General features: G+C 55.3%; 10 protein-coding genes. 4 read left to right on the forward strand and 6 right to left on the reverse strand.

What is annotated here, in order from left to right:
- The first annotated feature begins 57 nt into the window (after window positions 1-57).
- Window positions 58-1,017: an alpha/beta fold hydrolase gene (locus tag H7F31_RS08095; protein ID WP_187103721.1), complete on the forward strand. Its 960-nt coding sequence runs from the start codon at window positions 58-60 to the stop codon at window positions 1,015-1,017.
- A gap of 475 nt (window positions 1,018-1,492) precedes the next feature.
- Here the strand turns inward: H7F31_RS08095 and H7F31_RS08100 are convergent, their stop codons facing one another.
- Window positions 1,493-3,280, reverse strand: coding sequence for an acyltransferase (locus H7F31_RS08100; protein WP_187103722.1), 1,788 nt, complete (start codon window positions 3,278-3,280; stop codon window positions 1,493-1,495).
- 169 nt (window positions 3,281-3,449) lie between these two features.
- Between H7F31_RS08100 and H7F31_RS08105 the strand changes: the two genes are divergently transcribed.
- From H7F31_RS08105 to H7F31_RS08115, 3 genes are all read left to right on the forward strand, one after another.
- A complete protein-coding gene (locus tag H7F31_RS08105; RefSeq protein WP_187103723.1) occupies window positions 3,450-4,277 on the forward strand; it encodes a helix-turn-helix transcriptional regulator in 828 nt (275 codons plus the stop codon).
- Window positions 4,278-4,388: 111 nt separating this feature from the next.
- Complete coding sequence (locus H7F31_RS08110) at window positions 4,389-4,949, forward strand: sigma-70 family RNA polymerase sigma factor (RefSeq protein WP_187103724.1); 561 nt, start codon at window positions 4,389-4,391, stop codon at window positions 4,947-4,949.
- A gap of 4 nt (window positions 4,950-4,953) precedes the next feature.
- Entirely contained in the window at window positions 4,954-6,309 is a 1,356-nt protein-coding gene (locus H7F31_RS08115) for a hypothetical protein (protein ID WP_187103725.1), read from the forward strand.
- Window positions 6,310-6,390: 81 nt separating this feature from the next.
- Here the strand turns inward: H7F31_RS08115 and H7F31_RS08120 are convergent, their stop codons facing one another.
- From H7F31_RS08120 to H7F31_RS08140, 5 genes are all read right to left on the reverse strand, one after another.
- Window positions 6,391-7,482, reverse strand: coding sequence for a GerAB/ArcD/ProY family transporter (locus H7F31_RS08120; protein ID WP_187103726.1), 1,092 nt, complete (start codon window positions 7,480-7,482; stop codon window positions 6,391-6,393).
- Window positions 7,483-7,532: 50 nt separating this feature from the next.
- On the reverse strand, window positions 7,533-7,784 hold the full coding sequence (locus H7F31_RS08125; protein WP_187103727.1) for a hypothetical protein: 252 nt from the start codon (window positions 7,782-7,784) through the stop codon (window positions 7,533-7,535).
- Between the two features lie 40 nt (window positions 7,785-7,824).
- Complete coding sequence (locus H7F31_RS08130; RefSeq protein WP_187103728.1) at window positions 7,825-9,030, reverse strand: Ger(x)C family spore germination protein; 1,206 nt, start codon at window positions 9,028-9,030, stop codon at window positions 7,825-7,827.
- 54 nt (window positions 9,031-9,084) lie between these two features.
- The gene (locus H7F31_RS08135) at window positions 9,085-10,638 is read right to left on the reverse strand and encodes a spore germination protein (RefSeq protein WP_261800344.1); all 1,554 of its coding nucleotides are present in this window, start codon (window positions 10,636-10,638) and stop codon (window positions 9,085-9,087) included.
- 148 nt (window positions 10,639-10,786) lie between these two features.
- Window positions 10,787-15,016 (reverse strand): glycoside hydrolase family 9 protein, encoded by a 4,230-nt coding sequence (locus tag H7F31_RS08140; protein ID WP_187103729.1) that lies wholly within the window; start codon window positions 15,014-15,016, stop codon window positions 10,787-10,789.
- Window positions 15,017-15,265 lie beyond the last annotated feature (249 nt).

A 15,265-nucleotide genomic window follows, 5' to 3' on the forward strand; every position in this document is an offset into this window, starting at 1 on the left:
AAGCCTACTATATGGCTTATGCCAATCATTGCACTTATTCGAGGGGGAAATTGAGAGATGCCGCAAGTAGACATGCCGCTAGACCAGTTGAAAGAATACCAGGGGAGGAACCCGCGTCCCGCGGACTTCGACGCTTATTGGGATCGCGCGCTGGAGGAGCTTCGCGCCGTTGACGCAAACGTGGAACTGGTGCCGAGCACATTCCAGACGCCGCAGGCGGACTGCTTCGATCTTTATTTTACGGGCGTCAAGGGAGCGCGCATTCATGCAAAATACGTCCGTCCCAAAAACGTGCAGGAGCCGCATCCAGCGATCGTCATGTTCCATGGTTACACGGGGCATGCGGGGGACTGGAGCGATAAACTCGCTTATGCTTCGCTGGGCTTCTCCGTGCTGGCGATGGACTGCCGCGGACAAGGCGGTTCCTCCGAGGATACCTGCGGCGTAAAAGGCAATACGCATCACGGCCATATCATTCGGGGACTTGACGATCACCCGGACAATCTGCTGTTCCGTCAGATCTACCTGGATACGGCACAGCTCGCCGGCATCGCCATTGAGCTGCCGGAGGTGGATCCGGAGCGGGTTTACGCGATGGGCGGATCGCAGGGCGGAGCCTTGACGATCTCATGCGCGGCGCTGGAGCCGCGTGTTAAGAAGCTGGCGCCGGTGTTTCCTTTCTTGTGCGATTATAAGCGCGTATGGGAGATGGATCTGGCGAAGGATGCTTATGCCGAGCTGCGCACGTACTTCCGCCATTTTGACCCGCTGCATGAGCGCGAGGACGAAATTTTCGAGAAGCTGGGCTACATCGACCTGCAGTTCCTTGCGAACCGCATTCAAGGCGAGGTGCTCATGTACGTCGGCCTGATGGATACGATCTGCCCGCCGTCCACGCAGTTTGCGATGTACAACAAAATCACGGCCAAGAAGCAGCTCGCCATCTATCCGGACTTCGGTCATGAAGGTTTGCCGGGTTCGTCGGATCGGACGATTCAGTTCTTTTTGGAAGGATAATAAAATAAATGACAAGCCCCGCTTCTCACTCGGTTTCGGTTTCGAGAGAGTTGAGGGGTTTTTTTATGTTTTAGGAAACGAAGTGTTGCCCCGGGCGGTAACCCGATTTTTTCGGGCTACAGCGCCGAAAGTAAGTCCACTTGGAGCTGTAACCCGATTTTTTCGGGCTACAGCGCCGAAAGTAACTCCGCTTGGAGCTGTAACCCGATTTTTTCGGGCTACAGCGCCGAAAGTAACTCCACTTGGAGCTGTAACCCGATTTTTTCGGGCTACAGCGCCGAAAGTAACTCCACTTGGAGCTGTAACCCGATTTTTTCGGGCTACAGCGCCGAAAGTAACTCCGCTTGGAGCTGTAACCCGATTTTTTCGGGCTACAGCGCCGAAAGTAACTCCGCTTGGAGCATTAAGCCGATTTTTTCGGGACGAAACGCACCTCCCGGCCAAAGGACCGTTGCCATTTCGCCTTGTTTCATTTTTACAACCGCCAAGCCGGCTCCAGCCGATGCACGCCCTTCGGCTCGTAGCCGAGCGCAGAGCTGAGGCCGCACGCGTCGGCGAGCAAGTAGAGGATGCTGAGCCACATCTCCGTCCCTTGCAAGCCCGTGGACTCGCGTTCGCTCAGGACGAAAGCGAAGCCGCGGTTCGGCACCCAGCCGCGCAGGACGATCTCGATGTGGCGCTCCGCCCAGGCGACGATTTCGTCGCGGCGATAATCGGTTTGCCTCATGCACAGCCACAGCGGATGGATGACGTCCAGCACGTTGCAGGCGTTAAGCCGGTCCTCGCGGAAAAACTTCGCGTTGCGGCTGTGGGCAAGAACGGTGTCGATGGCCGTTTCCGGATAAGGAAGCGGCATGCCGAACTGCGCATACGTGGCGCGGGTCAGACGGTAGAAGCCGTTGACGGGCTGCAGCCACCCGTCGGCTTCCGTCGGATCGCCCCATAACCCCGTCAAGCGATTCGCATGTGTGTGCAGCCAGCCGAACAGGTCGTCGGGCCGCTTGGAGGAGCCGAAGTGCTTAAGGTTATGGTACAGCCCCGTCGCGTAACAGTCGATCCAATCGCCGCAGCCCCAAGCGTTGTCCGTCCATGGCAGGGATTCCAGCTTCCCGTACAACGCCGGCGTATCCATCCTCTCTACGACTTGGACGGCATGCGGAAGCGCCAAGCCCAGCACCTCCAGCGCATATCCGACGGCGAGCAGATGGTAGCGGGAGAGGTGATCCGTAAGCAGAGACGGATTGTACGTCTCTGCGTCTGGGGGAGACCATGGATCCGGCAGAAGACCCGTTGCCGCATCCTGGAAGCCGCCAAGCTTCGCGACCAGCTCTTCTCGCGACCAGCCGGGAGGCAGATCGCCGAACATCGCGGCTATTTCTACTGCGTCGCAATAGGCGCGAACGGTTCGTTTGAAGCCCGGGCGGTCCCGGAAATACCGTTCGTCTTCATCGGTTTCTTCATAATATTGAAGCAGATCCGGGAGTTGTCCGGCAACGCCGGCGCCGAATTTGTTTAGGCGTGTCGCAAGCGCGTCTCTCCCTTTGCCGCGATCGTTTGCGTCCGACGACGAGGCAAGCCGGGGTAAAAACGCTCCGATTCGGCTGTCGACGGCCTCGCCGCCTGCGGCAACCAAATCGTGGTTCGAGGTCTCAGTTGTCGTTGCCCCGCTGCGAGATAGAGAGTCCGATATCGAAGCAACAGGGCTGTCGCTTCCCAGCCTGCTGCGAAGGACTTTGGCAGGGTTGCCGCCGACAATGGCGTAGTCGGGAACATCCTTGGTAACGATGGCTCCCGCGGCCACGATGACATGAGAGCCGATCCGTACGCCGTCCAATATAACTGCGCCAGCGCCAATCCATACATCATCTCCGATCACAATGCCAAGCGAAGTATGAGGCTGTTGAAAGATCGGGATCTCCGTCGAGGCATAACCATGATTGAAGCCGTACAAGCTGACATGCGATGCGATCCGTACGCCGTCGCCGATAGTGATGCGACCGGAGACGACTGCGTAAGCGTTAATGGAGCAATCTTTTCCCATGATAAGATGCGTATTGCGTACGATCGCTCCGCCCGCAATGTAACTGCGATCGCCAATGCGAAATGAATCCGGATAGAACAACGATTCCGCAGACACAAAGCAGTTGCTACCGAACTTGCCTTCAAATCGTGCTTCCAGATTGTCCTGCAAAGTTTGTTGGGTCTGCCGTTCTTCTTCCGTCTTGGCCATCCATGGCATATAATCGATCGGCCTAAGCGTCATCAGGATTCCTCCCCTTTGTCATAATCACGCTGATTTTAACATGATGATGCCAAGATAAACATGGTAATACCGCGCGCATACTTGTCAAAATCGATTCGTGAGATTATGCTCTTTATCATACGAATGACGATCGGCAAGGGCAATGTCGATTGCGGCGGGAGGTTATGCCATGGAGGAGTTGCTTCGGCAGCTGCACTTGCACGTCCATTTGGTGATGGACAAGAGGACTTATCCAGGTTGGCGCGACATTCGGCAGAATCGGTCGGCGCATACGTTCTATTGGATTAGGGAAGGACGCGGCGTGTTCCGGGGAGAAAACGAATTCGTCGTACGTGCAGGAATGCTGTTGTATATGCATCCCGGGATGGAACTCGCCATGGAGACGGATGAACGTCATCCCCTGCAAATTACGATGGTGCTGATATCCGCGATGCAAGGAGGAGGGGACGCCGGAAGTTGGCGGAAGGTCGAGGAGGCGCTGCCGTTGCCTTTCCTTCTGGAGGCCCAAGGAGAAGCGGCGCATGAATTCGACAAGCTGTTCGGGGAGATAGAGGCGGGTTGGGTGCCGGGACAGGCGGATGGCGAGTTGATGACCAAAGGAGCATTGTTTCGGCTCATCAGCGCGATTAGGCGCCGGATGAGAGAAGCGCAGACGGGAAGCGCGCAATCCGCCGATGCGTTCGAGCGTGCCAAGCAGGCCATCGACCGAGGGTATGCCGGCCAGGTTAAACTCAGCGAGCTGGCGAGAAGCTGCGGCATATCGGATTCGCATCTTCGCAATCTGTTTCAGCGTCATCTGGAGCGCAGTCCGAAGGACTATCTAAGCGTTCTTCGGGCCGAGCACGCCAAGAAGCAGCTGCTGTACGCAGACAGCACGATGAAGGAGATCGCGGAAAGCTGCGGTTACGCGGACGAATTCCATTTTAGCAAAAGCTTCAAAAAATATACGGGATTGCCGCCGAAGGCCTGGAGGGCACGGATGAAGGGTGGGACGTAAGGGATCGGAGTTCATTATCCGGTCTTTTATTTTTTTGAGGTTGAGGGATTCCGGAATCCGGTGACGTAGTTATAGATATAGGAGCTTAACAAGACTTGAAAGGGAGAGGTTATGAGCGGGGAGGAGCAACAACTGGTAGATGCCTTGCGCCACCGTCTGCCATCGGGGCTTGAAAGTTTGATGGAGAAATACGGGAATTTAGTTTACGGTCTTGTAAGACGGATTCTTGCAGGCGCGGGCAGGACGGAGGATGTGGAGGAATGCGTCAGCGACGTGTTTCTAGCGGCTTGGAAACGAATTGATGAATACGATATGACGAAAGGAACGTTAAGGACCTGGCTTCTGATTTTAGCCAAATATGCCGCTCTCGATGCTCGGAGGAAACTGTTAAGACACCAAGTCATGCAGTCGTTCGACGGGCATGCTGCTGCTGCTGCTGGGGCGAGCGTTGAAGAGAACGTGATAACCAAAGAAGCATCCGCGGAGCTGCTTGCACTGGTCAATGCTCTACCTGAACCGGATAAGAGCTTGTTCTACCGGCGATATTTTTTCTACGAATCCATTGAACAAATCTCGCAGGGACTCAATCTGACCGTGAAAGCGGTGGAGAGTCGCCTGTACAGGCTTCGGAAATGGTTTAAAGTTAAGCTTGGCGAAAGGAGGGCGGAATAAGGAAATGACTCAGAAGGACGAAAAAGAAATATTCTCGTGGATGGATCATCAGGAGCTGGACGAAGTAGGAGAGATTGAGCTATGCCAGGAGGAGGCAGTAGATGCTGCCGCATGGGAGCGAATCCGGAAACGTACTTTTAGTCAATTGGGTATGGAGATGGTTGGCGAGAAACGTTTAACAGAAGCAAAGTCACGCAGAAATCCAGTACGACGGAAATGGATTGCTGCCGTCTGCGCAATTATTATTCTGGGTACGGCTTTTATTTCCCTTTCGCCCGGGGCGCTAGCCGAAATGCAGAAAGTGCTGCAGTTCATCCCGGGCTTCGGCTTCGTGCAGCCAAGCGAAGATTCGGAGCACATCGCGTACGTGCTGCCTAAACCGATAGACTCGATCGGGGAATATGGCAGAATTACGGTGGAGGGCGTGCTCATCGAGCCATCCATTTCGCAAATTTCCCTAGGCGGGAATCATGTTGCCGCTACGGAGGTGAAAAACCTCGTGCTGGTGACGGAGCAAGGGGAGTTCGTATTTAAACAAGGCAGCGCAGCATGGGGGGGCAACGGTCCATGGCAGTCCATATACTACTATGAAGGAAACATCCCGGACAACGGGCTCGGAATAGTTAGTATTCGGTTCGGAAATACACTCATCGGCCCGATTCCGCTGTCGAAGGCGGCTACTTCTGAAGAGTTGGCGGGATTTGGCTCAAGTGACAGCAAGAACGGTATAACAGTTACTGGTATCGTGACTCCGCTAGATGGGGGAACTAATAAAATAAATCTGCTTACGCAATTGTCTGGCCGCCAGAGAGTGGATTCATACGGCAAAAGTTCGATTGCAGAAGGCTTGCAGCTCAAGCTAACGGATGATCAAGGGCGTGAGCTGGAGTTAAAAGAGGAAAAAGGTTTCATCAAGCCGGGAGAGCTGCTATTTGATGACTCTATTGGATCAAAGTATTATCAGGTGGTGATTCCCGCTATTCGAGTTATCGACCCCGATGCGAAGCAGGTTAAAGTGACCCTGCCGGTACCGACGGAAGGCACGAAAGAAATTAATGTAACCAGCCAAATCTTGGGGTTCACGATCGATTTTAGGAGCATAGAGCGCGTTAATGCGGAGAGCGTGCGCGTCGAAGTGGATACTCATTTTGATCCGGAACAACCGAGAACGCTGCAACATTATCGTCTGTACGGGAAGAGAGGCCAAAGCGCGATGTCGTACTCTTCCGAACTAAACGGGGCGACGGGTGCCATCACAGAATGGCTGACCGTGAAGCCTGGCCAGAAGGAAATCACCTTCTACATCGGGGAGCCGCAGTTTGTCGTAAAAGGGCCTTGGGTACTGAGCGATATGCGGTAGGTTCGGTAGGTTACGAGGCGATCAACCTTTATGAGGTTGCTGGTAAGATTCGGCGGTCTTCCGGGAATCCCGGCACCGGCTTTACCCCGCCTTCTTCCGAACAACCGCCATAATTGTCAGCAGCATCAGCGGAATGATGCATACCGCAGCGGCCCAGATAGGGTGAACGGAGGTGACGATGGCTCCCCAGCCGGATGGGCCGTCGTACGTGACCATGCCCGTTATGAAGCTGAGCAGGGCCAGCGGCATGACGATGACGGAGCTGTCCTGGAGTCTGAAGAGGCGTCCTACAAACAGGGAGATGGCGTAGAGTGTAATAGTCGTTTTCATATAGGAGCCCAGGATGAGGGACATGCCGATGATGGATTCGATACGCTGAATGATCTCCTGGAATTCCACGAGCCGGGCCATCGAGTAGAGGACGTATGGAATCTCGCCTGCAAAGGGACCGAACGCCATAATTCCGCCAACCGTTGCCGCCGATAAGGTAACCAGGTTAAAGATTAACGCGATGGATAACGTAACGGGTATACGCCCTCTGTTCTTGGGAGCCACGAAAGGGATCAGCATGCCGAACACGAACACTTCTGCGAATGGGAAGCCGAAGGAGAAGTAAGCGCCGTGCAGCACGGGCCTGACCCCCTTTGGGAGAATCGGAAGCAGATGCTGCGGCATGTACTCCGGAATGGAGAGCAAGAGCGTTGAGAGCAGGAAGAGGGCGGTGATGATCACGATGAACATAAACATGCGTGCCATCACTTCGATGCCTGCCCTGGCGGTAAGCGCCGCGATAAGCAAGGTCAGGGAGGTGAAGATATAGATCGGCGTCTCCCTCAGCATGGAGCTCACCATAAAGAGGGCGACGTCCATGACCATAGCCGACAGCATCTGAAGCATGAAGGTAAGCGACAGAAGACCCAGCACCGTGGCGGGCACATTGCCGATCAGCTTGCGGCTATAATCCACATAGGTCAGATCCGGAAACCTCTTGGCCAAATACAACAGCATGGCCAGCACGGCGAAGCCGGCTGCGCCGGACAGGATGAGCGAGATCCAGGCGCCGTTGCCTGCCTTGCCGATGAGCGGGCCCGGGACGTTGATAATGGAGGAACCGGTCATAAATACGAAGAAAAGCACGCCCAGCTGAATATGGTTGATCTGTTCCTTGTCCATGGCGATCCTCCCTTCCTCCCTTCCTCGTGATTAGCTCCGTGCAGTTCTGACTAGCGCTCCCAATCGGTCTGTAGCAGCTGCTCCATGGTTTTCGCTGCCTTGCCGAACGGAATGTTGGCGAGATCCAGATAATCCGGCCAATCCTGGTTCATGGCGAAGTCGATTGCTCCATAAAGCGTGATGAGGACGATTGATCCGTAGACGATCTTGTCGCGCGCGGTCAGCTTTCCCCTAAGCGCGAAGCCGTCGAATAGAAGTACGCCGCCAAATGCAATCGCGATTACAAGGCATCTTTCCCACATCCTCGTTCCCCCTCCCCCGACTTCGACTTTCTTGACATGGTCAAGACATGGTTTTGCTCCGTATTGTGCCGCCTGAAACCAGCCGCATTCTCACGTAAATGTCGTAAGGCATAGCGGCGAAGCGGGTGCCCCAATCAGCTTTCATGCGAGACCAGGCTTGCGGATGAGTCCTGTAGACGCGATTGCCCAAGCCGATCGCATCGATTTGCCGCTTCTGCAGAAAGGAAAGGGCGCCCGCTGCCTGCTCCTTGATCCGTTCCTCAACGGCGCTTACAAATATGGCTTCTTCCTCGGCTGTGCTAATTTTCGAGCATTTCAATTCATTGATTGTAATATCGCCTTCGATGCGAAGAACAAGACGGACATCGTCTCCTTTCACCACGGGTTTTATGTTGGAATGGAGCGAGAGTACCTCCGCCGTCTCGAGCTCCGTCTTGGAGCCGGGGCAGTGGATTTCGACGGCGCCCGATTTGTAATCGCCGCTTAACATCAGGAAGCCCTCCACTTTGCTTGCGGGGAGTACGTCCTTCATCATGCCGTCTTGAAGCAGGGCGAGACCTGCGGCGGAAAAAAATTGCGAGGTTTTGCCCTCTTCGTAAACGTAAGCGACGGCCATGTCCTTCTGCACGCTCTTCATCCGGCGGATCAGATCCAGCAAGGTCGTATCCAGCGTCTTCGCGGCGTTGCGGTACGACGATTCGCTCGTCCTTAAAAATTGCTGCGAACTCGTCTGTTCGATAAGCGGCGTTTTCTCGAACAGATGTGCAGCCTTTCCCTTCGCGATCATGAGGGAGACGCTGTTCCGCGGCTCATGGTCGCGATAGAACAGATCCAGCGTCTGGACCAGATTAAGGCTTCTGGCAAGCTTCTCCCCTACGATAATGACGCGCATATGGCTCCACTGAGCCTTCCTTCCCAAGTGGATCGGAATGTCGCGGATCGCCTCCATAACGGTATCGTCCGATGTCCGGATGTTAACGCTGGAGCCTACGATCGTGGACGTCGACTTGCCGATTTCCGACGAGGAAGGCCGATAGACTTGCGTCAGCATATCCAGCTTGCCATCGTCGCGAAGGTCGAGCGCCACACCCATGACGAATGCCCTTTCCGTCAGCTCATATTTGCTCCAGCAGCCTGTAGGCAAGACAAGCATGGCGGCCGCGAGCATCAGCGTCAACACCTTGCGGATCCGGGAGCGCAGTCGTTGGGCCAGCCGGCGCAGCAGGGAGGTTCTATCTTCTATCAACTTCGTTCATCTCCAATACGGGCTTCCGCCGCGGGCGCATTGACCGGAAGGTAGTTATTGCTTATACAAATTGCGAGGTTGGCGGAGCAGCTTCTTGAGCGGGATGCGCAGCAGCACGTCCTTGAGATCGCTTAAGCGAAGAGGCATCAACGAAGCCATGTACGGCTGTCCAAGCGATCGCAGCTTGCAGAGATGGAGCAGGATAAACAGCAGACAGATCATCATGCCGAATCCGCCCAGCAAGGCCGCGCTTGCCATAAGCGGAAAACGTAATATGCGCAAAGAGATTGCCATGCCGTACTGAGGCAGGGAGAACGAAGCGATGCCGGTTAAAGCAACGACAATGACCATGATAGGCGAAGCGATCCCCGCGCTGATGGCCGCTTCGCCGATGACAAGCGCGCCGACGATACTGACTGCCGACCCAACCGGCCGGGGCAACCGAACGCCGGCCTCCCTCATGAGCTCGAAAAAAAACTCCATTAGCAGCGCCTCGAAAAACGCCGGAAGCGGAATGCCTTCCCGAGCGTTCAAAATCGCAAGCAGCAATACGGTAGGTATAAGCTCCGGGTGAAAGGTGGACAAGGCAATATAGATGCTGGGCAGCGTAAGCGCGATCACAAAGGCGATAATACGGAGCCAGCGCACCATGGTAGAGATTAGCGTCCGCTGGTAATAATCTTCGCTGGATTGGAAAAATTCCGTGAATTTTCCCGGACATAACATAATGCCGCCCGTTCCTTGCACCAGAACGATAATCTTGCCGTCCAGAAGCGCGGCCGCCGCCATATCCGTTCGCTCCGTATACCGGTGCTGGGGGAAAGGAGAGTAGCTGGAATCCTCGATCAATTGCTCGATATAGGTGGTCTCCAAAATTTCCAGCTTGTCGACGTCCGCGATTCTTCGCTGAAATTCCTGCAGCAGCTCGTCGTCGACCCTTCCTTCGATATAGCCGTAAGCAATGGAAGTGTTCGTCTCGCCTCCGCCCCGGACCATCCTAATTTTGAGCTTCGTCGTCTTCAGCCGGAGACGGATGAGGCCGAGGTTTTTTTGCAAATTTTCGACGGTGCTCTCGCGGGGGCCGATGACGACGGATTCATTGACGGGCTCGTTGACCTGTCGGGTCTCGACGGACTCCGCTTTAAAGCTGAGCGCCTTGCTCCATTCGTCGAATAGAATGACAAGCCGGCCGTTCAGGATTTCTTCCTCCACCGCGAACATGTCTTTAACGACTGTCGCCTTCTTGGCGGAGACGCCGCTGCGCTCGAAGAAATTTCGCAGCTCCTCCATCGTAATATCTTTACCCGGCCCTACCTCATGGGTCTCGAGATCCTGTAGCGAATGTTTCATATAGTTGACGTTGTCCTCCTGCACGAGGGAGCAGAAGTAGATAGAGCAGGCGCGTTCACTGTAGTCGGGACCGAAGCTCCAATGTTGGAAAATAATGTCCGAATCTCCCGCGAACGTGTCTTCCAATTCCTTGAGATTCGCGTCCAGCGATGGCGAGAGCGGACGAGCCGCACGGTCTGCCGATTTGTTCTGCTTCTGAGTCATGCCGTTTGTCGTGCTTTGGCCGTCATGCGCCATGCCGCCTGATTCGTAGCCCATCCTTCAACACCTTTCCCGACGATTCGACGTTTTCTTCCATTATTTCCTATGAGGTGCGGAGCTATACGAAGCTGGCAGCAAGTATTCGATGGCGTTGTCATCATGGTAGAAAAAGGCCAGCCAGAAGTTTCTGGCTGACCAAATCGGATTATGGCGCAGTCACGATAATGTCATCATAGATCGCCTTCGTGTTGGCATAGGCGCGCGCGCCGATTTTGCCGCTGGAGAACGAGTTGTCCGTGGCGCTGAGCTCCAGGACATCGTCCTTGTACACCTCGATGGAATCGCCGTTCGCGACGATTTTGTAGGTGTAGAAGGTATCCGGGGCAATGCTGGGATTGGAGAAGTCCAGCACGGTTTTGGCACCGCCCGCGACCTTGACGAGCTCCATCTTGCGGCCGGCTTTGTCGTTGTTTTTGAGCAGCAGCACGTAAGTGTTGTTGGCGTCGGTATAGCGGAAAACGAGACCCGCGTCCTTGTTGCCGCTGACATTGTTCGTCACGTTGACCTTCGCTTGAAAGACATAGTCGCTCCAAGTCGGATCGCCTGCGACCGAGTAGCTTGAGCCGGAGCCTGCTTGACCGTTGTATTCGTTGCCGACGACGGTCCACGTGCCGCTGGTCGACGTCCAACCGTCCGCAACTCCGTCGCCGAAGTCGTCGGCGAACAGGGGAAGCGGTGCGTCCGCGACTGTCGGCCCCGACAGAACGGCCGTGCTGACGGCATTCGTCTTCGTATCGGTCGTATGGAAGTAATACGAGTGGACTCCGATCGGGAGCTTCGTCGTGTAGGTATAAGCTTTGCCGTCGGCATAGTTGTTGTCGCTTTGGTCGGCTGCCGTCATCTTATGAATGACGCCGTCAAGCACGAGCTCCATGGCGAACGGGGCTTGATTGTCGGCATCCGTGTACGTCACGTCGAACGTGAAATCCGTCGTCGAATCCCCGGCTGCCGCGCTGACGCCGCCTCCGGTTAACGCAGGAGCGCTGCCGCTGTTGACATTCGTTGCCTTGATTTCGTCGATGAGAAGTTCGCCGTACGTTCCGGTCGTTTGGTTGAGCCAGATGGACAACGTTGCGGCTTTCTTGTTTACGGTGGTTGCCAAGCCGTCGAGATTGACCTGCAGATCAGTCCAGGAGGTCGGTACGCTGGCCCAGCCGCCAGTCAGGTTGAACGTGCGCGTGCCGTCGTTTAGCTCGATCTTCATGCGCAGGTCCGGGTAACCCGGATTTTTGATGCCGAAGTTCAAATATTGATAGCCTGACAGGTCCACGAAATCATGCCAAGGCTGGAACTTGGCATTCGATGTCGCGGAGCCTGGCGTTTGAGTGAATTTGCCTACGGAACGCCCGTCCACCGTTGTCTTGGCAAACGTAGCCGAGCCGCCATTTTGCGTATACCAGTTTACCCAGTGGTTGTTGCCGCCCCTCGAGCCCCACAAGCCGCCGCCTCCCATGTCATCGTATAGCAAAGGCGTCGAAGGATCCGGGAGAGGAGGCGCGACCGTGTAGTGGGTGGAGCTGTAGGAATTGTTGCCGTTTGCGTCCACCGCCCGCACATCGATCCGACGATTGGTATATGGTGCAGCCGCGGTCTCGTCGACCGTGCCGGCGTATGCTTCGCCCGATGCGGATATCGGCTGCCAGCCGGCAGCAGGCACCGAGTATTGCGGATTGTTGAATCCATTTGCGGGATCGGCGAAGACGGTAACATTGCCGCGGACATAGTCGCCGATGATCGGCGATAGAATCGGCAGCTCCTGCGGTCGTTCGCCCGGCGGGATGCTGTTGCTTTCCATCGCGCTCAGGCCCATGATCGTATACAGAAGACCGGCTTGAATACTGATGCTGAACTCGTTATAGCGCCATTGATTCGTATCGTCCTGATGCAGCGATCGATCCTGGTACCAGGGGCTGACGCTATTCTTGTCCTTGGTATCCTTCATATTTGGTCCACTGACCATTGCGCCAGGGAAAACGTTGCCTCTGCCCTCCGGCGTGTTGGATTCCTCGTCGAAGCGGGTGTGCGGGAAATCGACATAATCGCTGCCGATGCCGGATACCCAGCTGATATTCCAGGGATTCTCGCCGAAGATCCAGTATATGCCCTTTAGAACGCCGTTTAACGCGGCTGGATCCTGAAAGAGCTCGTAATAGCGGAGCAGGTCGCCCAAATAGGAGGCATGCGGTTCGTTGACGCCGAAGTTTTTGAACTGGTTGAACACGCCGTAAGGCGTATCGTCAGCGGAAGACAGGAAGTAATCAACTTGCTGCTTCAGCAGATCGTGGATATGGGCTTGCGTAACCGGATCCGCAGCGGGATAAAATTCGGCGAGCGACATCGGACGCATATCCCAGTAGTTTGTCGTGTACAAATCGCTCGGCGTGAGCACATTGATTTTGGCAGTGGCAGCATTCTTATAATCATTGTCGTTCGTAAGCAAATACATCTCCACATCGGCAAGCAGCATGGAGTTATCGATGCCGCCTCTCGTGGAATAAGAGCCGAGCGGGTCGTTGTAATGATCCAGCACATATTGGTAGAATACTTCCGCTGCCGCCTGGCTTTCCGCGGCGAATGCGGTCAGTTCTGCCGTCCTGGAAGGATCGATGTCCCCTTCGGCGATAGCGATACGAATCGCGCGGGCCGTCGCGGCAAGCGTACCGGCCGCTTTCGCGGACCCTCCGACGCCGTAGTCGGTAATTTTGCGATCGTCGGCTGTGCCTGGGATATTGTCCGTCGCTTTCTCCGGATGAACGAAGGAAGCATTGTTCTTGAGGTTGTACATAGCTCCTCCAAGCTGGTTGGCGAACTTGATGACGTATTCGCTCCCCCAGATGGCTTCGTCGATGAGGTCGGGAATGCCGTTATTGTCGTTGTCGAACTTCACGCTGTCGGCATCCTTGTGACGGATGTAAGCAAGCGCGATCTGGGTTCCAACCCACTGATTGCCGCCATACTTGCCGTAATCGCCGGCATCGTACCAGCCGCCGGTCAGATCGTAATGCGTCAAGCCGTCTGGCGATGCGCCGTCGTCCAAGTGGCCGGCCCCGTGATAGAGCTTCGCCGAAGGAGCAACGCTGCTGTAACCCGGCGGGTAGACGTCGACTGTGGCCACGCTCGCCCGAAGGAGACGATAGAAGGCGGTCATTTCGTCCTTGTAGTTATCCCAGACGTTGCTTTCGATCGTGAACGGGAACGACGTGATGCCGTTGCTTTTAATGGAATATTGGCTGCCGAGCGCGTTTACTGAAGTGAAGTCGATGCTATAGACATGCTTGTCCCAAGTAATGCCTTTGTAGACCAGGGTACCGCTCGAAACGGGGGTTGAGCCGTTCAACACCTGATAGGAAAGATCCGTCAGCGGCTGGCTGGATACGACCATCGCATTTTTGACGTCGTTCGCGCTGTAGCCTGCTTGGCTGACGACGACATCGACCGTCTGGTCGGAATAGACGACGGTAGGACCCGTCTGCAAGGTCGTAGATGCTCCGTCGGAGGTGAGATCCGCTGCGCGGAAGTAGTAAGTATGGCTGCCGACGGGCAGCTTGGTGAGATGGAAGTAGCTTTTGCCGTCGCTGTACGTCGTGTCGGAGGTGTCGGTTTCCCTAAGATCGTAGGCCGTATCGTCGATGACGACCTGCATCGCGTAAGGTTTCTCGTTATCCGCGTCCGTATAGGTAGCGGTGAACTGGTACAGCGTGTTCTGATTATGAATGCTTCCGGCATTAGAGGTTAAGCCCGTCGCCGACAAAACTGGAGCGCTGCCGCTGGAGCCTGTCGTGGCGACGATATCATCCATCCAAATTTCTCCGTAAGCGCCGTTTGCTTGTCTAAGCCAGATTTCGAACTTGATGTTCTTTTTGTTAATAGCAGGGGAGAGGGAGTCCAGATCGAATTGGCTGACCGTCCAATCGCTGTCTACCGGCACCCAGTTCGCAAGCGTATAATTGCGGGTTCCGTCATTGATGACGATACGCAGGCGCGCGTCGGGATACCCCGGGTTCTTGAGCGGGAAGTTGAGGTAGCGGTAACCTCTAACGTCTACCGTCTCGTTCCAGGGCTGGAATTTGGCCCAGGAATTAGCCGCAGCAGGAGTCTGCGCGAATTTGCCGATGGTGCGGGAATCCTCCGTTGCTTTCGTGAAGGTGCCGGTACCGCCGTCCTGGTTCCACCAGTTCATCCAATTTTTCGTAAAGACTCCGCCACCGGAGAAATCGTCGTATAGGAGCGGGTTGCTCGGACCAGGGAGCGGAGCGACGGCAGCGGCTACGCTTGCCGGTGCCGCGGAGATGCCGGGAAGGACAAGCGCGACGCCCAAACAGAGCGCGGCGAGTTTTTTTGCTTTGGATCGGGCGAACGTTTTGACGAGTGACATAAACTAACCTCCATTTTGATAGGTATAGTAGGCTGCCGGTTCATGCTGCGAGTAGCAGTCTCGAGTGCGGGCTTTGCGGACCGCGTTTAATCTTCCCCCTCCTCTCGAACAATTTGAATCCGTTTACATCACAAGAATAGTACGGGAATGGCAAACCAAGCGATGATGTATTTCGAGGAGTACATGATCAATTTCAGCATGATTCGCGCGAGGAGTACTCGGGATGGTGACGATAATTTAGGATGGCAG

It is taken from the genome of Paenibacillus sp. PAMC21692, from assembly GCF_014303795.1.
Lineage (GTDB): Bacteria > Bacillota > Bacilli > Paenibacillales > Paenibacillaceae > Pristimantibacillus > Pristimantibacillus agaridevorans.